The 19,089-nt window shown below is 54.0% G+C and carries 15 protein-coding genes and 1 pseudogene; 6 read left to right on the top strand and 10 right to left on the bottom strand.

From position 1 onward, the window contains the following. Window positions 1-13: 13 nt before the first annotated feature. The 5 genes from eno to rlmD all read right to left on the bottom strand — a co-directional run bounded on the left by eno (window position 14) and on the right by rlmD (window position 7,757). Complete coding sequence (eno, locus tag F3J26_RS19820) at window positions 14-1,318, bottom strand: phosphopyruvate hydratase (RefSeq protein ID WP_008458382.1); 1,305 nt, start codon at window positions 1,316-1,318, stop codon at window positions 14-16. Window positions 1,319-1,405: 87 nt separating this feature from the next. After that, the gene (gene pyrG / locus F3J26_RS19815; RefSeq protein WP_008458383.1) at window positions 1,406-3,043 is read right to left on the bottom strand and encodes a glutamine hydrolyzing CTP synthase; all 1,638 of its coding nucleotides are present in this window, start codon (window positions 3,041-3,043) and stop codon (window positions 1,406-1,408) included. Between the two features lie 225 nt (window positions 3,044-3,268). Continuing rightward, complete coding sequence (gene mazG / locus F3J26_RS19810; RefSeq protein WP_008458385.1) at window positions 3,269-4,060, bottom strand: nucleoside triphosphate pyrophosphohydrolase; 792 nt, start codon at window positions 4,058-4,060, stop codon at window positions 3,269-3,271. A gap of 100 nt (window positions 4,061-4,160) precedes the next feature. Continuing rightward, window positions 4,161-6,392 carry a GTP diphosphokinase gene (relA, locus tag F3J26_RS19805; RefSeq protein WP_008458386.1) on the bottom strand — a complete coding sequence of 744 codons (2,232 nt, stop codon included), beginning with the start codon at window positions 6,390-6,392 and terminating at the stop codon, window positions 4,161-4,163. 51 nt (window positions 6,393-6,443) lie between these two features. Then, window positions 6,444-7,757, bottom strand: a complete 1,314-nt coding sequence (gene rlmD / locus F3J26_RS19800; RefSeq protein WP_166995736.1) for a 23S rRNA (uracil(1939)-C(5))-methyltransferase RlmD — start codon at window positions 7,755-7,757, stop codon at window positions 6,444-6,446. Window positions 7,758-7,818: 61 nt separating this feature from the next. On the opposite strand from rlmD, the gene barA reads away from it, so the two are divergent. Next, on the top strand, window positions 7,819-10,575 hold the full coding sequence (gene barA / locus F3J26_RS19795) for a two-component sensor histidine kinase BarA (RefSeq protein ID WP_008458390.1): 2,757 nt from the start codon (window positions 7,819-7,821) through the stop codon (window positions 10,573-10,575). Between the two features lie 56 nt (window positions 10,576-10,631). Here barA and F3J26_RS19790 read toward each other — a convergent pair whose 3' ends face one another. Next, a complete protein-coding gene (locus F3J26_RS19790; RefSeq protein WP_166995577.1) occupies window positions 10,632-11,204 on the bottom strand; it encodes a TetR/AcrR family transcriptional regulator in 573 nt (190 codons plus the stop codon). Between the two features lie 182 nt (window positions 11,205-11,386). Here F3J26_RS19790 and F3J26_RS19785 point away from each other — a divergent pair, with 182 nt between their 5' ends. Further along, the gene (locus F3J26_RS19785; protein WP_166995575.1) at window positions 11,387-12,514 is read left to right on the top strand and encodes an MBL fold metallo-hydrolase; all 1,128 of its coding nucleotides are present in this window, start codon (window positions 11,387-11,389) and stop codon (window positions 12,512-12,514) included. 42 nt (window positions 12,515-12,556) lie between these two features. Beyond that, window positions 12,557-12,898, top strand: a complete 342-nt coding sequence (locus tag F3J26_RS19780; RefSeq protein ID WP_008458396.1) for a helix-turn-helix domain-containing protein — start codon at window positions 12,557-12,559, stop codon at window positions 12,896-12,898. Window positions 12,899-12,944: 46 nt separating this feature from the next. On the opposite strand, the gene F3J26_RS19775 is transcribed toward F3J26_RS19780, so the two are convergent. The 4 genes from F3J26_RS19775 to syd form a co-directional block, all read right to left on the bottom strand. Continuing rightward, window positions 12,945-13,394, bottom strand: a complete 450-nt coding sequence (locus tag F3J26_RS19775) for a flavodoxin (RefSeq protein WP_039297682.1) — start codon at window positions 13,392-13,394, stop codon at window positions 12,945-12,947. 17 nt (window positions 13,395-13,411) lie between these two features. Then, complete coding sequence (gene truC, locus F3J26_RS19770; RefSeq protein WP_166995574.1) at window positions 13,412-14,191, bottom strand: tRNA pseudouridine(65) synthase TruC; 780 nt, start codon at window positions 14,189-14,191, stop codon at window positions 13,412-13,414. Then, the gene (locus F3J26_RS19765) at window positions 14,191-14,520 is read right to left on the bottom strand and encodes a YqcC family protein (RefSeq protein WP_008458400.1); all 330 of its coding nucleotides are present in this window, start codon (window positions 14,518-14,520) and stop codon (window positions 14,191-14,193) included. The genes truC and F3J26_RS19765 overlap by 1 nt, the downstream gene beginning before the upstream one ends. 650 nt (window positions 14,521-15,170) lie before the next feature. Next, window positions 15,171-15,716, bottom strand: a complete 546-nt coding sequence (gene syd / locus F3J26_RS19760) for a SecY-interacting protein (protein WP_166995572.1) — start codon at window positions 15,714-15,716, stop codon at window positions 15,171-15,173. A gap of 64 nt (window positions 15,717-15,780) precedes the next feature. On the opposite strand from syd, the gene queF reads away from it, so the two are divergent. From queF to F3J26_RS19745, 3 genes and pseudogenes are all read left to right on the top strand, one after another. After that, the gene (queF, locus tag F3J26_RS19755; RefSeq protein WP_166995570.1) at window positions 15,781-16,623 is read left to right on the top strand and encodes an NADPH-dependent 7-cyano-7-deazaguanine reductase QueF; all 843 of its coding nucleotides are present in this window, start codon (window positions 15,781-15,783) and stop codon (window positions 16,621-16,623) included. Between the two features lie 115 nt (window positions 16,624-16,738). Then, window positions 16,739-18,103 carry a nucleotide 5'-monophosphate nucleosidase PpnN gene (ppnN, locus tag F3J26_RS19750; protein WP_008458407.1) on the top strand — a complete coding sequence of 455 codons (1,365 nt, stop codon included), beginning with the start codon at window positions 16,739-16,741 and terminating at the stop codon, window positions 18,101-18,103. A gap of 508 nt (window positions 18,104-18,611) precedes the next feature. After that, a pseudogene (locus F3J26_RS19745) lies at window positions 18,612-19,089 on the top strand (hypothetical protein); the annotation flags it as partial.

Below are 19,089 nucleotides of genomic sequence, written 5' to 3'. Positions count from 1 at the left end.
CAGCAGTAAGAACTTACTGGCCTTTAACTTCTTTCAGACCATTGAACGGTGCTGGGGTGCCCTGTGCAGCCAGAGCTTCTTCGATACGAATCAGCTGGTTGTACTTAGCAACACGGTCAGAACGGCTCATAGAACCGGTTTTGATCTGGCCAGCAGCGGTGCCCACAGCCAGGTCAGCGATGGTCGCATCTTCGGTTTCGCCAGAACGGTGAGAGATAACCGCAGTGTAGCCAGCGTCTTTCGCCATTTTGATCGCAGCCAGAGTTTCGGTCAGGGAACCGATCTGGTTGAATTTGATCAGGATGGAGTTAACGATGCCTTTTTCGATACCTTCTTTCAGGATCTTGGTGTTGGTTACGAACAGATCGTCACCAACCAGCTGGATTTTGTCGCCCAGCACTTTGGTCTGGTATGCGAAACCAGCCCAGTCAGATTCGTCCAGACCGTCTTCGATAGAAACGATTGGGTAATCTTTGGTCAGGTTTTCCAGGAAGTGAGTGAACTCTTCAGAGGTGAACGCTTTGTTGCCTTCGCCAGCCAGAACGTATTTGCCGTCTTTGTAGAACTCAGACGCTGCACAGTCCATTGCCAGGGTAACATCTTTGCCCAGCTCGTAGCCTGCTGCTTTAACCGCTTCAGCGATAACAGCCAGCGCTTCTGCGTTGGAACCCAGGTTAGGCGCGTAGCCACCTTCGTCACCCACAGCAGTGTTCATGCCTTTGGACTTCAGCACTTTTGCCAGGTTGTGGAACACTTCAGAACCGATACGTACCGCTTCTTTCAGGGTTTTCGCGCCAACAGGCTGAATCATGAATTCCTGGATATCAACGTTGTTGTCAGCGTGCTCGCCGCCGTTGATGATGTTCATCATTGGCAGAGGCATAGAGAATTTGCCTGGGGTGCCATTCAGTTCAGCGATGTGAGCGTAAAGCGGCAGGCCTTTAGAGGCAGCAGCAGCTTTAGCAGCAGCCAGGGAAACAGCCAGAATGGCATTTGCGCCAAACTTGGATTTGTTCTCGGTGCCATCCAGATCGATCATGATCTTATCGATGTTAGCCTGGTCTTTAGCATCTTTGCCAAGCACAGCTTCAGCGATCGGGCCGTTAACCGCAGCAACAGCTTTCAGTACGCCTTTACCCATGAAACGAGATTTGTCGCCATCGCGCAGTTCCAGAGCTTCACGGGAACCGGTAGAAGCACCTGATGGTGCAGCTGCCAGACCAACGAAACCGCCTTCCAGGTGAACTTCGGCTTCAACAGTCGGGTTACCGCGGGAGTCGATGATTTCACGACCGATCACTTTCACAATTTTGGACATAGTAGGTTTTCCTCAAGTCACAACGTTAAACTAAAACTCCAGACAAACAACGCGCGAAAATGTCGCGCGTTGCCGTTCTAACTCTGCTTACTTCGCCTGGCGTTTCTGGTACTCACCGGCGGCTTTCACGAAGCCTGCAAACAGTGGGTGCCCGTCACGCGGAGTCGAAGTGAATTCCGGGTGGAACTGGCAGGCAACAAACCATGGATGATTTGGCACCTCGATGATTTCCACCAGTTGGTCATCACCGGAACGACCTGCAACACGTAAACCAGCTGCTTCAATCGGTTTCAGCAGCATGTTGTTGACTTCGTAGCGATGGCGATGGCGTTCAACAATAGTTGGCTCACCGTACATCTGGCGAACCAGGCTACCGTCGGTCAGCTGGCACTGCTGGCCGCCGAGGCGCATGGTGCCGCCCAGATCGCTCTTCTCGCTGCGCACTTCAACATTGCCTTCTTCATCGCGCCACTCGGTGATCAACGCCACCACAGGGTACTTACAGTCTGGCACAAATTCAGTGGAGTTGGCGTTATCCATGCCCGCCACGTTACGGGCGAACTCGATAAGCGCAACCTGCATACCCAGGCAAATGCCGAGATACGGGATGTTGTTTTCACGGGCATAGCGCGCGGTGGCAATCTTGCCTTCAACGCCGCGGTAGCCGAAGCCGCCAGGGATCAGAATCGCATCCAGACCTTTCAGCAGCTCAACGCCACGGGTTTCAACATCCTGTGAATCAATCAGCTTGATGTTCACGGTCAGACGGTTTTTCAGCCCGCCGTGTTTCAGCGCTTCAATCACCGACTTATAGGCATCCGGCAGTTCAATGTACTTGCCGACCATACCGATAGTGATTTCGCCCGTTGGGTTGGCTTCTTCATAGATAACCTGTTCCCATTCTGCCAGATTGGCTTCCGGCGCGTTCAAGCTGAATCGTTTACAAATATAATCGTCCAGCCCCTGGGATTTCAACAGGCCTGGAATTTTATAGATAGAATCGACGTCTTTCAGAGAGATTACCGCTTTCTCTGGAACGTTACAGAACAATGCAATCTTCGCACGTTCGTTGGCCGGTACAACGCGGTCAGAACGGCAGATCAGCACGTCTGGCTGGATACCAATGGAAAGCAGTTCTTTTACGGAGTGCTGAGTCGGCTTGGTTTTCACTTCACCGGCTGCGGCCATGTAAGGCACCAGCGTCAGATGCATGTAGAGCGTGTGCTCACGGCCCACTTCTACCGCCATCTGGCGAATCGCTTCAAGGAACGGCAGGGATTCGATGTCACCGACGGTGCCGCCGATTTCAACCAGCACCACGTCGTGGCCTTCGCCGCCTTCCAGAATACGTTCTTTAATGGCGTTGGTGATGTGCGGGATAACCTGCACGGTAGCGCCAAGATAGTCACCACGGCGTTCTTTACGCAGAACGTCAGAGTAGATACGGCCAGTGGTGAAGTTGTTGCGGCGGCTCATCTTGTTACGGATGAAACGCTCGTAGTGACCCAGATCCAGGTCGGTTTCAGCGCCGTCTTCGGTAACGAACACTTCCCCATGTTGAATAGGGCTCATGGTACCCGGATCGACGTTGATGTACGGATCGAGTTTCATGATGGATACGTTGAGGCCACGGGCTTCAAGAATAGCTGCGAGGGAGGCTGCGGCAATGCCTTTACCCAGAGAGGAAACGACCCCGCCGGTCACAAAAATATAGTTCGTTGTCATGCTGAACCTGAGAAGTTAGGTTTAAAGACGATGGAATAACCAGGACGGGAAAGTAGTATACCCGAACAGCATGGGCGCCACAAACATTCATTCTGTTCCCCGGAAATCAATCCGGCCCCACAGTCAGGCTAAGAAAATAGCCCTTCCGTGAGAAATGTTTTTGACGCAAATCAATCGCTTGTTAAATAAAAAGCGCTAAAAAGTGCAGCTGATAGCAAAAACGCTTTAGATTTCAGTTTCCTGGCGTTTCACTTCTTGCCAGGCTTTTTCCATAATTTCCAGCCCGGCCTGCTCCATGGTTAACCCCTGAGCGGCGACAATCGCCTCCACTTTTCGGAAACGGGCCTCGAATTTTCGGTTAGCTTTTTGTAACGCCACCTCAGCCTTGGTGCCCAAATGGCGAGCCAGATTGACGGTGGCGAACAATAAATCACCCACTTCTTCTTCCAGCTTTGCCTCGTCCACCACGGCCTGCTGGGCTTCAAACATGACTTCGTCGATCTCTTCGTGCACTTTATCCAGCACCGGGCCAAGCGTCTTCCAGTCAAAGCCGACGTTTGAGCAGCGTTTCTGGATTTTTTGCGCTCGCATCAACGCGGGCAGCGCCTCTGGGATGTCGTCCAGCGCCGAGTGTTGTGCCTTCTGCGCGCGCTCTTCAATTTTGATTTGCTCCCACTTCGCCAGCACTTCACCGCTGGTCGCGGCGTCGCCGTCAGCAAAGATATGCGGGTGGCGGCGTTCAAGCTTGTCGCCAATCTCCTGGCAGATATCTTCAAAATTAAAGCGCCCTTCTTCCTGCCCCATCTGGGCGTAAAACACCACCTGGAACAGCAGGTCACCCAGCTCGCCGCGCAGGTCGTCAAAATCTTCACGATTAATGGCGTCAAGCACTTCATAGGTTTCTTCGAGCGTGTAAGGGGCGATGGTGGCAAAGGTTTGCTCGCGATCCCACGGGCAGCCGTTTTCAGGGTCACGCAGACGCTGCATGATCCCGAGCAGGCGGTCGATTTGAGTCATTGTAATTCCTTGTTTTTTTTACCCTCACTAGCCTCCTCTCCCTAAAAGGGAAAGGGGGCTGGATCGAGTAGAATTGTTCTTAGGGGCGAGGGGCAATCAATTAGCCGTGCAGCCTGCGGGCATCGATAATGTCCGGCACCTGGTTGAGTTTGCCCAGCACGCGGCCAAGCACCTGCAGGTTATAGATCTCGATAGTCATATCGATGGTGGCAAGCTGCTGTTTCGTGTCACTGCGGCTGGCCACGCCAAGCACGTTGACTTTTTCGTTCGCCAGAATCGTGGTGATGTCGCGAAGCAGGCCGCTGCGGTCGTTCGCCGTGACGCGCACCACCAGCGAATAACCGCTGGAGTAGCTTTCCCCCCAAACGGCATCGACGATACGTTCCGGCGCGTGGGATTGCAGCTCGGCCAACTGGTCACAGTCGGCACGGTGAATCGAGATCCCGCGCCCCTGGGTAATAAAGCCGACGATTTCATCCCCCGGAATCGGCTGGCAGCAGCGGGCGATATGGTGCATCAGATTTCCGACGCCCTCAACGACCACACGACCATTGTCTTTACTGCGCGACTGCGGCGGCGAATAGCTTTTTTGCGTCAGTTGACGTAGCGCGGCGGCATCCTGCTCCTCGGCGCTTGGCTTATTAAACTGCGCCTGCAGGTAGTTGCTCATCTGGTTGAGGCGGATGTCGCCCCCGCCGATAGCCGCCAGCAGCTCTTCAATTTCGTTGAAGTTGTAGCGCGGCAGCAGCGTTTTCTCTGCTTCCTTCAGGCTGATGCCCAGATGCTCAATCTCATCGTCCAGGATCTGGCGTCCGGCAAGAATGTTCTTGTCCCGGTCCTGCTTGCGGAACCAGTTGTGGATCTTCGCGCGCCCGCGGCTGGTAGTGATGTACCCGAGGTTAGGGTTCAGCCAGTCGCGGCTCGGGTTCGGCTGCTTCTGGGTGATGACCTCGATCTGGTCACCCATTTGCAGCTGATAGGTAAACGGCACGATGCGCCCGCCAATTTTTGCCCCGATGCAGCGGTGCCCGACATCACTGTGAATATGGTAGGCAAAGTCCAGCGGCGTCGAGCCAGCAGGCAGGTCAACCACGTCCCCTTTAGGCGTAAACACATACACGCGGTCGTCAAAGACCTGGCTGCGGACTTCGTCAAGCATTTCGCCCGAGTCGGACATCTCTTCCTGCCAGGCGATAAGCTTACGCAGCCACGCAATGCGGTCTTCATGGCCGGAACTGCCGCTGCGCGCATTGCCTTCTTTGTACTTCCAGTGCGCGGCCACGCCCAGCTCAGACTCTTCATGCATCTGCTTGGTGCGGATCTGAATCTCTATGGTTTTGCCGTTCGGACCAAGCACCACGGTATGAATAGACTGGTAGCCGTTCGGTTTAGGGTTTGCGACATAGTCGTCAAACTCATCCGGCAAATGGCGGAAGTGAGTATGCACTATCCCCAGCGCCGCGTAGCAATCCTGCAGGCGCTCGGCGACGATACGCACCGCACGCACGTCAAACAGCTCGTCAAACGCGAGGTGCTTTTTCTGCATTTTGCGCCAGATGCTGTAGATGTGTTTTGGTCGGCCATAAACTTCAGCCTTTACGCCCTCTTCTTTCATCGAAGAACGTAATGTGCCGACAAAGTCGTCGATGTACTGCTCGCGATCGATCCGGCGCTCGTGCAGCAGCTTCGCGATACGCTTATATTCTTCCGGGTGCAGGTAGCGGAAACAGTAATCTTCCAGCTCCCATTTGAGCTGGCCAATACCGAGGCGGTTCGCCAGCGGGGCGTAAATGTTGGTACATTCTTTGGCCGCCAGTACGCGCTCATCTTCCGGCGCATCTTTCACTTCACGCAGATGGGCGATACGTTCCGCAAGCTTGATGACCACGCAGCGGAAATCATCCACCATCGCCAGCAGCATGCGGCGAACGTTATCCACCTGGTCGGAAGAAACAGAGTCGTTATGGGTCGCTTTCAGGTGGCGGATCGCGTCCATGTCGCGCACGCCGTGAATCAACGTCACCACCTGCTTGCCGACGCTTTCCAGCATCACTTCTTCGCTGACTACGCCAGCATCCGCCAGCGGGAACAGCAGCGCGGCACGCAGCGTATCGTTGTCCATGCTCAGCATCGAGAGGATTTCGACCATTTCCACGCCGCGCCACAGCAATAATTCAGCGTCAGGATGACCTTTGGTCTGGCGTTCACAATACGCCCAGGTTTCGGCTAAGCGTTCACACGATTGCTGGTTGGAAATCCCGAGGCTTGCAATCCATTTTTCGGGCGCAAATTCGCCAGCTTTGTTGAGATGTGCACTTCTTACCGCAACCATTATCCTCTCCTGTCGGGCTAACGCTCAGGCCAATAAGCCTGATTAACCCTTTCAATTACGCTCAAAGAGCGCCATAGACTCCAGATGCCCGGTGTGGGGGAACATATCGAGCATGGCCAGTCGTTTAATGTGGTACCCGGCGGCCAGCAACGTTTCGCTGTCGCGCGCAAGCGTGGTGGGGTTGCAGGAAACGTACACCACGCGGCTCGGCGCCAGTTTGATGACGTGCTGCATAACACCCGCCGCACCGGCACGCGCCGGGTCGAGCAATATTTTAGTAAATCCTTGTTGCGCCCAGGGCTGACGCGTCACGTCATCTTCCAGGTTTTCATGGAAGAATGTCACGTTTTTCAGCGCATTACGCTGAGCATTATATTCACCTTTCGCCACCAGCGCAGCAACGCCCTCGACCCCCACGACCGCGGCGGCTCGTTTTGCCAACGGCAGGGTGAAATTCCCCATTCCGCAGAACAAATCTAGCACCCGATCCTCAGGCTGCACCTCCAACCACTCGATCGCCCGCGCCACCATTTGCTGATTCACCGCGTCGTTAACCTGGATGAAATCTCGTGGACTAAAGGTTAAGCGTAGCCCGTCTGAATGATACCAGGGCTCTTCCTCGGCCAGGGATTCCAGACTGTCGCTGTCCGGGGCGAGGAATAACGCCACCTCATGGAAATGCGAAAACTGTTCCAGTTTTTCCCGATCGTCTTTGCTGAGCGGGGCCAAATGGCGCAGCACCATCAGCGGCCCACCGTCGGCCAGAACCAGTTCCACGTGCCCTAACCGGTTCACGATACTTAATTCAGACAAGCACTGGCGTAAAGGATTCAGTAATGCTTCAAGCCGGGGCGCCAGGACGGGGCAATGATGAATATCCACCAGCGCTTTATCGCTCGCCTTACGAAAACCCATCTGTAAGGTTTGCGTGCGGGGCAGATAATTCAACCCCAGCCGCGCGCGACGCCGGTATCCCCATGCCCCGGCAGAAATAATTTCATCCACCTGACGAGGCTGTTCGCGCTCGCCCATCATCCGCCCAAGCGCCTTAGATTTTGCCTCCTGCTGCAGCGCCACGCTCGCGTGCTGCTGCTGGCAGCCGCCGCAAACCCCAAAATGCGGACAGCGCGGCTTCACCCTTTCCGGGCTGTCGTTTAAACGGCGCTTTACCTCAGCCTGAGCGTAGCTACGCTTATCTTCGGTAATGCGAACCTCAACCTGTTCGCCGGGCAGTGCCCCACGAATAAAGAGCGCTTTGCCTTTGTGGCGCGCGACGCCCTGACCAAATGGATCGAGGTCGGTGACGGTCACGGTAAGTAATTCACGATTCGTATCGCGTCGCTTTGCAGAGTAGAATTGCGCCATGATGTAAGTAGATGTGTTCTCAAATGTCACTGTTGCTTTTATTGTCCCATATCGGAACCCCATGACCAACTACAGCCTGCGCGCACGCATGATGATCCTGATTCTGGCCCCGACGCTGTTGGTCGGTTTGCTGCTCAGCATCTTTTTCGTTGTCCATCGTTACAATGACTTACAGCGTCAGTTGGAAGATGCCGGCGCCAGTATTATTGAGCCCCTGGCGGTCTCCAGCGAATACGGCATGAACTTCCACAGCCGGGAGTCGATTCGCCAGTTAGTCAGCGTGCTGCACCGCCGCCATTCGGATATCGTGCGGGGCATTTCAATTTACGATGACAGTAACAAGCTGTTCGTCACCTCTAATTTTCAGCATAACGCCGCTCGCCTGAAGCTGCCCGACGGGGAAAAGCCCCCGAAAGATCTCACCGTCACCCGCGCGGGCGACATTATGATCCTGCGAATGCCGATTATTTCCGAAAGATACTCACCGGATGAGTCCGCTGAAACCAACGTCAAACAAAGCAACAGCACCCTCGGCTACGTCGCCATGGAGCTGGATCTCAAATCCGTTCGCCTGCAGCAATACCGCGAAATCTTTATCTCCACTTTGATGATGCTGTTCTGTATCGGCATTGCGATGCTGTTTGCCTATCGCCTGATGCGCGACGTGACCGGGCCGATCCGCAATATGGTAAATACCGTGGACCGCATTCGCCGCGGGCAGCTCGACAGCCGCGTGGAAGGGTTTATGCTGGGCGAGCTGGATATGCTGAAAAACGGCATTAACTCGATGGCAATGTCGCTGACGGCGTATCACGAAGAGATGCAGCACAACGTCGACCAGGCCACATCCGATCTGCGTGAAACCCTTGAGCAGATGGAAATTCAGAACGTGGAGCTCGATCTCGCCAAAAAGCGGGCTCAGGAAGCCGCCCGTATAAAATCTGAGTTTCTGGCAAATATGTCCCACGAGCTGCGAACGCCGCTCAACGGCGTTATTGGCTTCACTCGTCTGGCCTTAAAAACTGACCTCACGCCAACCCAGCGCGATCACCTCTACACGATTGAACGCTCGGCCAATAACTTGCTCACCATCATTAATGACGTGCTGGACTTCTCCAAGCTCGAAGCGGGCAAGCTTCTGCTGGAATCCATTCCCTTCCCGCTGCGCAACACGCTGGATGAGGTGGTAACTCTGCTGGCACATTCCGCCCACGACAAAGGCCTTGAGCTGACGCTAAACATCAAAAATGACGTGCCGGATAATGTGATTGGCGACCCTCTGCGCCTGCAGCAGGTGGTCACCAATCTGGTGGGTAACGCGATTAAATTCACCGAAACCGGCAACATCGACCTGCTGGTGGAAAAAAGGGCGGAAGGTAACAACAAAGTTCAGATTGAAATGCAGATCCACGACACCGGCATCGGCATTCCTGAACAGGAACAATCGCGTCTCTTCCAGGCCTTCCGCCAGGCGGATGCCAGTATTTCCCGCCGCCACGGCGGCACCGGGCTGGGGCTGGTGATCACCCAGAAGCTGGTGAATGAAATGGGCGGTGATATCTCCTTCCACAGTAAACCGAATCGGGGCTCAACGTTCTGGTTCCACATCAGCCTGGATCTGAACCCGAACGCCGTAAACGACAGGCAAGTGCTGGACAAACTGGCAGGTAAACGCCTCGGCTACGTCGAGCCAAACGCAACCGCCGCGCAGAGCACCCTGAATTTGCTGCAAAATACGCCGCTGGACGTCGTGCACAGCCCGTCGCTCACCGGACTGCCCGATGAGCACTACGATATTCTGCTGTGTGGCATTCCCGTCACCTTTACAGAAACGCTCACGCTTGCAAACCCTAAGCTCGCCAAAGCGGTCACCATGGCAGATTGCCTGATTCTGGCCTTGCCCTGCCATACCCAGGTCGGTGCAGAAGAGCTTAAGCGCCAGGGCGTGGCGGGCTGCCTGTTAAAACCGATCACCTCTACGCGCCTGTTCCCGATGCTGCTTGAAAGCTGCCCGAAAGCTAATCTGGCTCTGCCGTTCGTTGAACATAGCGATAAGCTGCCGATGGCTGTCATGGCGGTGGACGATAACCCGGCCAACCTGAAGCTGATTGGCGCGTTACTGGAAGACAGGGTTCAGCAAGTTGTGCTGTGTGAAAGCGGCACGCAGGCGCTGGAGCGCGCCCGACAAATGAACATCGACATTATTCTGATGGACATTCAGATGCCGGAAATGGACGGCATCCGCGCCTGCGAGCTGATTCGCCAGTTGCCGCATCACCAGCAAACCCCGGTGATTGCTGTTACCGCCCACGCGCTGGCGGGGCAAAAAGAGAAACTCATGAGCGCCGGCATGAACGACTATCTCGCCAAGCCGATTGAAGAAGAAAAGCTGCATCGCCTGCTGATGCGCTACCATCCGGGCAATATCGGCCAGCTTCCCGTTCAGCAGGAAGACCCCGTCCCGCCGGCGATTAATATCAATAAGACGCTGGACTGGAACCTGGCGCTGCGGCAGGCCGCCAACAAAGCCGATCTCGCCCGGGAGATGCTTGACATGCTGCTGGCGTTTTTACCGGAAGTGAGAAATGTTCTCGAAGAACAGCTGGTGGGCGACAAGCCCGAAGGATTAATTGATATCGTGCATAAACTGCACGGAAGCTGCAGCTACAGCGGTGTCCCTCGGATGAAAAAACTCTGTCAGACGCTCGAGCACGAGCTGCGTCACGGCGTAGCACCAGAGGAGATGGAGCCTGAAATTCTGGAGCTACTGGACGAAATGGATAATGTCGCGCGGGAAGCGAAGAAGTATCAGATTTGAGCTTAAATCGGATGCGAAGAGGGATCCCGCACGCCCTCTTCGCTTTTACAAAAAAGTTAGCCTTTAGTCATGCCGCGCCACATCACGTCGAAGCCGGCAGATTTGTATTCATCCCTGCGTGAAGGATCGCGTCCGGCAAATTCCATCGTGGTTTCGGCCAGGCCAAAGAAAATAGCGTCGGCAAATGCCGACTCAATGCCGGTCAGCGCCTCGTTGGTGATACATTCCTTCGACAGCTCACGCAGATCCGGGTAAGCAAGGTAAACCATTTCCAACGTTTCGGACGTGATCTTGCCGGAAACCGCCAGCTGGCGCATCGCTTTACGCGCATTCATATTTACCAGCCCCCAGTCGATGTAATTCCCCCACACCGTCCTGGTGCGCTCTTTGCTTGAGGCATGTCGATCGTAGGTCTTCATCAGCTCGTTGCCAAGATCTTGCTTATGATGAAGATAAACGGCGTTCAGCAACTCGTCTTTAGTCGGGAAATAACGGAACAATGTCCCTTCGGCAACGCCCGCCTTTCTGGCAATTAAAGAGGTCGCCGCCCCTAATCCCAGTTCCGCTATCGCATCGGTTGCCGCATCGAGTAATGCTAATCGTTTATCTTCACTTTTTGGACGAGCCACGGTTCCTCACAAGCCAGTTATCTGAGTGGATAGGATTTCAACCATCGGGATCGCCGCGATCGCTGAATGTCATGTTCTTTATCATACCGTAAATTTTGTTGACGGTTGACCTTGCCTGCCTATAATGAGTGTTTACTCACTCAATAGCAATATAACCCACACAGTTTCTACGAGAATTCTTTATGGCTGCCGCGCAATCTGGCAAGCGTTCGTTAACCCTAAAATTCATGGTCGTGATTATGTTATTAGGCCTTACTGCCACTAGTGCTGCGCTGTTCCCGATGACTGAATTTGGCAAACTGCCGCAGGGCAGCCGCCTTGAACGCATCCAGCAATCCCCCCAGTACCGCGACGGCAAGTTCCACAATCAGCAGGACACGCCAATGATGACCGACAAACGCGGTCGCATTGCGGCGCTGTGGGATTTCTTTTTCGCCCGGCCAGATACGGTAAAACCCGATCGTCCCCTGCCGCTGATCAAAACCGATCTGGCGAAGCTTGATAAACAGCAGAATCTGGTGGTGTGGCTGGGCCATTCCTCCTGGTTTATTCAGCTCGGCGGCAAACGCATTCTTATCGATCCGGTGTTCAGCCACTATGCCGCCCCGTTCGCCTTTCTGAACAAAGCGTTTGCGGGCGATTATCCGTGGCGAGCGGAAGATATGCCGGACATAGACACTTTGATCATCTCTCACGATCACTGGGATCACCTGGACTACCCCACGCTGCGGGCGCTTAAGCCAAAGATTAAGCAGGTAGTCACCCCGCTTGGCGTTGGCGCACATTTTGAAGCCTGGGGCTTCGATCCCGCGCTTATCCACGAACTGGACTGGCAGGAAAAAGTCGCCATTGACGATGAATTAACGATTCACGCCCTGCCGGCACGTCACTTCTCTGGCCGCGGGTTAACCGGCAACAAAACGCTGTGGGCAAGTTTTATGTTCGTCACGCCGCAGCGAAGAGTTTATTACAGCGGCGATTCCGGCTACGGCCCGCATTTCAAACAGATCGGTGAGCAATTTAGCGATATCGATCTCGCGATCATGGAAAACGGCCAGTATGACGAAGGCTGGAAATACATCCACATGATGCCGGAAGAAGCCGCTCAGGCGACGGAAGACCTGGGGGCGAAAACCATGGTGCCAGGGCACGCAGGCCGGTTTGCATTGGCGAACCACAGCTGGGACGAGCCTTTCCGCCGCATAGCCACCGCCAGCAAAGGCCGCAGCTATCAGCTGCTCACGCCGGAAATGGGACAAATACTGGAAGTCAGTCAACCGCGCCAGGCCTTCGATGCCTGGTGGGAATAGCGTTATCAATTATCGAACGAGCAAGATGTAGAAGGAGGTGATATGTCCATGCCTAAAGATTTTATGGAATCTCTGCTTGAGTGGGTCGATGGCAACATGCAGCGCCCGCTGCGTATTGAAGAAGTCGCCAGGCAGTCCGGCTACTCGAAGTGGTACCTGCAGCGGATGTTCTCAGACTGGGCGGGGAAAAGCCTCGGCGCCTACATTCGTGAACGTAAATTGCAGTTAGCGGCAGAAGATCTGAAAAATACCGAGGACAAAATCCTCGATATCTCAGTGCGCTACGGTTTTGATTCGCAGCAATCTTTTACCCGCACGTTCGGGAAACGGTTCAATACCTCTCCCGGCGCCTACCGTCGCGAGCACGAACCCCCGCTTAATTAAGACCTTTTCTGGGTGGGTATGCGCCGCTTACCCACCCTGTTTTCACTTACTTCAGTAAAGTCGCCCACTGCTCAACCCACGGGCCGGAAACCACTTCAGGCTCCGGATGGTCGTTGGCGTCAATCGTTAAAACCTCAGCAATGCGGGTTGCGCCCTGCTCCTGCAATAAAGCGTCAAACTGCTTGCCGCCGCCGCAGAAGTGGTCGTAGTTGCTGTCACCCAGCGCAATCAAGCCGTAATGCAGTTCAGGCTGGTAACCCAGCTGATCTTTGATGGCCTGAAAAAGCGGAACAATGCTGTCCGGCAGATCGCCCTGCCCCGTCGTGGACGTGACCACCAGCGCATAATGGTTGCGGTAATATTGCCACTCGGTCAGGTCGGGATCTTCAAACACCTTTGCCTGATGGCCGTGTTTTTTCAGAATGGTTTCGGCTTCTTCCGCCACTAACAGCGCATTGCCGTACATCGTGCCTACAAAAATACCCACTTCGGCCATCGGTAACTCCTTAAGAATTAGGGACAAGGCTTATCCTGGCAGCTCGCCGGATCACACTCACTATTTTCAACATCCGGCAACAGACCGCGCCAGCCAAATTGTGTCAGCATTTGCATCCAGGTCTCATCCAGCCCCGCTTTTAGCGTCAGCGGTTCCCCGGTAACAGGATGCTTTAAAGAGAGCTGGCTGGCATGCAGCATCAGGCGCTGGCAACCGAAATGCTCCGCCGCCCCGCGATTCTGACGCAAATCGCCGTGTTTGGAATCGCCAATAATGGGATGCCGAAGATGCGCCAGATGCCGCCGAAGCTGGTGTTTACGGCCAGTCTTTGGCTCAAGCTCCACCAGGCTGTAGCGCGCGCTTGGATAGCGCCCCACCGCCACCGGCATTTCGACCGTTGCCAGCCCGCGATAATGCGTCACTGCGGGCTGTGGCCCTTTGTCCTGGTCGCTAAATTTATCGGCGATTTTATCCAGCTCTTCAACCAGCGGATAATCCAGCACGGCTTCGTCCTGCAGCCAGCCGCGCACCACGGCATGGTAGCGTTTCTGCATTTGATGCTGCTCAAATTGCTGTGACAGCAGACGACCTACTTCGCTGGACAGCCCCATCAGCAGCACGCCAGAGGTTGGTCTGTCGAGGCGATGAACGGTAAAAACGTGCTGGCCAATCTGGTCGCGGACGGTTTGCATCACCACGACTTTTTCGTGTCTGTCCAGCCAGCTGCGGTGAACCAGCCAGCCGGACGGTTTGTTCACGGCAACCAGCCATTCATCCTGGTAAATAATCTCCAGCATCAACCCTGTTCCGCGTCAAACAGTGCATCCAGCTCAAGCAGCACGGCAAGGAGAGGTTCACGCACGGCATGCGTCGCATCCAGCGCCATCTCATAATAAGGGGCGATAGCAAAGGCGTCAGGCAGAGGATGCTGGCTGTCCAGCAGCGCGTGCATACGAGGGATCAGGACCCATTGTAACCATTCGTGGGGCTGCAGCGTATCCATGCAGAAAGGCTGCGTGCTCTCGAATGCTGTGGGATCGGGAGGCAGGCCCTGCCAGAGGGAATGATCGCGCAGGATCTGCTCAATGGTGAGTAAATGATGGCGAACCAGCGTCTGGCGCTCCATGAAAACCTCATTCGTCAGTGGAAAAGAGCGGTACAGAATAACACTTCTTCGCTGCCCGTGAAAAAGGCATAAAAAAAGGGAGCACTGTTTACACAGTGCTCCCGGTTCGTTTCGCAGCTAATCCAGCTACTTTTTATGCTCCCTGCTCATCCATGACAACTTTGTCCTCTGGTCTCCTGACCAGCAATCCATCGCCAGGGCTTCCTGCTGCCATCATCCTGATGGGTGTCCAACATCATCCTGACGCGAAATCCTTAAGTCTTCCTGACCCACCGCACTCCTGTTACGGCTCTCATTCTCCGTCCTGGAGGTGTCCTTTAACTCTGCCTGAGTTATCCATGCTTCATCTGTGAAGCCTTCCTTGTTCGCCATCCCGGCGGGTTCCTTTTGTAAGAAGCGACATCATCCTAATGTCTCCTTCATTACGTCGACATCCTGTCGATGGGTATAGAATCCCCTATTTGCCCGCATGTGACAAGGGATGCAGCGGTGCTGCGGGCAAAAACTTTCATTCGGAACTTTCCTAAAAAAAAATAACTCATTGTTTTATAAGGGTATCGACAAATGAGAGTCGCTTTCATCTGCCGTCAAATGTAGCGATCTCTCACATGGCTTGTAAGAGATCTCTCACAAGGCCTTGGGCAAAAAAGCTAGATCACCTGTGGCGTTAAGGCATTCAGAAAGTCAGGAAGAGAGGCGGAAAGCACGGTCCGCTGCGGGGTGCCGATTCTTTCAAGCACCACTTCACCTGTCAAGTTGCAGAGTGAGACAACTTCCATTTCATCGTCAGTCGTCGCTAAAAATAGCGTCGGAGATAACTTCAAACGCTTCTGCGTCACCAGATGACCAATCAAGTTTTCCTGCACGCGAACAAAGTCGTCCTCGCTCCACGCCTGCAGCAGCGTCAGCGCAGTATTCCCATGTACGGCGGGCATATCGCCGGCAAATTGCGTGGTGTAAAACGCTTCAACGGCAGGTTGGAGGGAAATATCCAATGCTCGCTCTACGGCGCTTAAATCCGCTTCGGGTATAAACGGCTGGGGCTGCCAGCGCACGTCTCCCCCGGTGGTCGTTACAATGCACGGCGAAGGAATGCCGTACAGTGCTTCACTGGCAGGCCAGCCTCCCGTTTCCTCCTGCCACTGGTCGCAAAAACGGCGGGTAAACTCTTTAAGGGCAAAGGCGACTTCGTTCATTAATTTCTCACTCGCGTAGGCTGGGGTACAATAAAAGCCAATTGTACCTTTATCTCGGTGAAACATGTCCTACGAAAATCACCAGGCTCTAAGTGGCCTGACGCTGGGTAAGCCCACGGCTTATCAGGATCAATACCAGCCTTCGCTACTGCAGGCCGTACCGCGCAGCCTGAATCGCGACCCGCTTGGCCTCCACGTCGACAGCCTGCCATTCAGCGGCGGCGACATCTGGACGCTCTACGAACTCTCATGGCTGAACAGTAATGGCCTGCCTCAGGTCGCCGTGGGCCATGTGCAGTTAGACGCCAATAGCGTCAACCTTGTGGAGTCCAAAAGCTTTAAGCTCTACCTGAACAGCTTTAACCAGACCCGCTTCGCCGACTGGGAAACCGTCCAGGCAACGCTGAAGCGTGATTTAAGCGCCTGCGCCGAAGGCGACGTCAGCGTGGTGCTGTTCCGCCTGCATGAGCTGGAAGGCCAGGAAATCGCAGCGTTCAGCGGAGAATGCATCGATGAGCAGGACATCACCATCGACAGCTACGACTTCAATGCAGATTATCTGCAACAGGCCGCGGGGGATGAGATCGTGGAAGAGACGCTGGTTAGCCACCTGCTGAAGTCCAACTGCCTGATCACCCACCAGCCAGACTGGGGCTCCGTACAGATTCGCTATCGTGGTCCAAAAATCGATCGCGAAAAGCTGCTGCGCTATCTGGTCTCCTTCCGCCATCACAACGAGTTTCATGAGCAGTGCGTAGAGCGCATCTTTAATGACCTGCAGCGCTTCTGCCAGCCGCACTCGCTCAGCGTCTACGCACGCTACACGCGTCGGGGCGGGTTGGACATTAACCCGTGGCGGACGAATACCGATTTCCATCCTGCTTTTGGCCGCCTGACCCGCCAATAAGTGCGAAATAGCTCCCAGCGCCAAAAGTGAATGTGGTTTACGGGTTGTTAAAGTGAACAAGCCAGGGCTATTGTAATCTGTGAGAACGGCACTTTTCGTTCCGTAAGGAGTTCACTTGATTACACATATTAGCCCGCTTGGCTCAATGGATATGTTGTCGCAGCTGGAAGTCGATATGCTTAAACGCACCGCCAGCAGCGACCTTTATCAACTGTTTCGTAACTGCTCACTGGCGGTCCTTAATTCCGGCAGTCAAACCGACAGCAGCAAAGAGCTGCTTTCTCGCTACCAGAACTTTGACATCAATGTGTTACGCCGTGAACGTGGCGTAAAACTCGAACTGATTAACCCCCCGGAAGACGCCTTTGTTGACGGCCGAATCATCCGCGCGCTGCAGGCTAACCTGTTTGCCGTCCTGCGCGATATTCTGTTTGTTAACGGCCAGATTACCAACGCAGGCCGTTTTCAGCATTTGAACAAAGAAAACTCTATTCATATCACCAACGTGGTGTTTTCTATTTTACGAAATGCCCGCGCGCTGCACGTGGGTGAAGCCCCGAACCTGGTGGTTTGCTGGGGCGGGCACTCCATTAACGAAAACGAATACCTGTATGCCCGCCGTGTGGGCACTCAGCTCGGCCTACGCGAGCTGAATATCTGCACCGGCTGCGGGCCGGGGGCGATGGAAGCACCGATGAAAGGTGCTGCCGTCGGCCACGCCCAGCAGCGCTATAAAGAAGGGCGTTTTATCGGCCTGACGGAACCTTCGATTATCGCCGCCGAGCCGCCTAACCCGCTGGTCAACGAACTGATCATCATGCCGGATATTGAAAAACGCCTTGAGGCGTTCGTGCGTATTGCCCACGGCATTATTATCTTCCCTGGCGGGGTCGGTACCGCAGAAGAGCTGCTCTACCTGCTTGGCATTCTGATGAATCCGCACAACCACGATCAGGTACTGCCGCTGATCCTCACCGGGCCGAAAGAGAGCGCGGATTACTTCCGTGTGCTGGATGAATTCATCGTTAGCACCCTGGGCGAGAAAGCACGACAGCATTATAAAATCATCATCGACGACGCAACTGAAGTCGCCCGCCTGATGAAAAAAGCGATGCCACAGGTGAAAGAGAACCGCCGTGAAACCGGTGATGCCTACGGCTTCAACTGGTCCATTCGCATCTCGCCGGATCTGCAGATGCCGTTTGAACCGACCCACGAAAACATGGCTAACCTGCAGCTCTACCCTGATCAGCCTGCGGAAAAGCTGGCCGCCTCGCTGCGGCGCGCCTTCTCAGGCATCGTTGCCGGCAACGTGAAGGAGCCAGGTATTCATGCCATCGAAAAATACGGCCCGTACAAACTGCACGGGGACCCGGACATGATGAAACGCATGGATGTTCTGCTGCAGGGCTTTGTCGCCCAGCACCGCATGAAGCTGCCCGGCAGCGCCTACATTCCCTGCTACGAAATAGTGCGTTAACCTTCCAGGGCGGCCAGCGGTCGCCCTTCTTTTTCCTCTTCCACGTTCATTATTTACAATGAAGATAACCATTTAAAACCGCGTCTAAAATGCTTCTGCAATATATTTTTTAAGCTCTCCCCCTGATTTATATCGTGCTTTTAAATAAATAACGCTCTAGTTTTACATATTACTCTATATAATCTCATTCACATTAATGGCAATGGCCTAATAGAACCCCCATTTCAATAATATAAAATCATCATCTGCCGCCCCCAAGAAACATCAAGTCTCATAGAGTTGTTGTCTTTCGTACTAAACCAATCATTTACAATGCTTACAACTATTTATCAAATATGCATTATCATAATAAAAACAAGCTCGCAGCACCTCGCCGCACATCTCTTTATTCAGAAGCATTAAAACAAACGATCGCACTATATTTAAAACATCATTGCAGCATGCGCAGTTTAATTAAGAGAGAAAAAACATTAATTAAGAGAAAAAAACACTGAGCAGCCTGTAAGCCATGCTTAAATACGCTCCCAATCAAAACTTTGCAGTGGTGGCTTTTATGCCTGCTCGTGGCCTAACTCATAACTTGCTCTTAGCTGTTTTCATCGCTCTGCCCATGCACGCTTTTGCTGGCCCGGTGATCAATGTGGGTCCGTTAAATGAGTATATCTATTCCGGTAAAAATACCCTCGCCAAACGCATTTATAACTCCGGGGATGCCACGGCATTTGTACGCGTTGAGGTTAGTGAAATAGTTTATAACGAGCATAGCCCGGCAAAGGAAATTCCGCTTGATAATGAGGCCATTGTTAACGGGCAGGGCGCAGGGGTTATTTCGTCCCCGCCGCGGCTAATTATCCCTGCAGGCGGAATGCAAACCAACAGACTGGTCTATACCGGCGCCCGGAATAAAGAGTCTTATTATCGCGTGCGTTATATTCCCGTCGTGCCGAAAAACAGGGATGAATTTACGCTCAGCAAGGACGAAGTTG

The sequence above is a fragment of the Enterobacter sp. Ap-867 genome, assembly GCF_011752855.1.
GTDB lineage: Bacteria > Pseudomonadota > Gammaproteobacteria > Enterobacterales > Enterobacteriaceae > Cedecea.
This window is presented reverse-complemented; position numbering and strand designations above follow the sequence as displayed.

Excerpts from the sequence above, each read along its gene's own strand:
- eno (WP_008458382.1), bottom strand. The coding sequence starts at position 1,318 with ATGTCCAAAATTGTGAAAGTGATCGGTCGTGAAATCATCGACTCCCGC.
- pyrG (WP_008458383.1), bottom strand. The coding sequence starts at position 3,043 with ATGACAACGAACTATATTTTTGTGACCGGCGGGGTCGTTTCCTCTCTG.
- mazG (WP_008458385.1), bottom strand. The coding sequence starts at position 4,060 with ATGACTCAAATCGACCGCCTGCTCGGGATCATGCAGCGTCTGCGTGAC.
- relA (WP_008458386.1), bottom strand. The coding sequence starts at position 6,392 with ATGGTTGCGGTAAGAAGTGCACATCTCAACAAAGCTGGCGAATTTGCG.
- rlmD (WP_166995736.1), bottom strand. The coding sequence starts at position 7,757 with ATGGCGCAATTCTACTCTGCAAAGCGACGCGATACGAATCGTGAATTA.
- barA (WP_008458390.1), top strand. The coding sequence starts at position 7,819 with ATGACCAACTACAGCCTGCGCGCACGCATGATGATCCTGATTCTGGCC.
- F3J26_RS19785 (WP_166995575.1), top strand. The coding sequence starts at position 11,387 with ATGGCTGCCGCGCAATCTGGCAAGCGTTCGTTAACCCTAAAATTCATG.
- F3J26_RS19780 (WP_008458396.1), top strand. The coding sequence starts at position 12,557 with ATGTCCATGCCTAAAGATTTTATGGAATCTCTGCTTGAGTGGGTCGAT.
- F3J26_RS19775 (WP_039297682.1), bottom strand. The coding sequence starts at position 13,394 with ATGGCCGAAGTGGGTATTTTTGTAGGCACGATGTACGGCAATGCGCTG.
- truC (WP_166995574.1), bottom strand. The coding sequence starts at position 14,191 with ATGCTGGAGATTATTTACCAGGATGAATGGCTGGTTGCCGTGAACAAA.
- F3J26_RS19765 (WP_008458400.1), bottom strand. The coding sequence starts at position 14,520 with ATGGAGCGCCAGACGCTGGTTCGCCATCATTTACTCACCATTGAGCAG.
- syd (WP_166995572.1), bottom strand. The coding sequence starts at position 15,716 with ATGAACGAAGTCGCCTTTGCCCTTAAAGAGTTTACCCGCCGTTTTTGC.
- queF (WP_166995570.1), top strand. The coding sequence starts at position 15,781 with ATGTCCTACGAAAATCACCAGGCTCTAAGTGGCCTGACGCTGGGTAAG.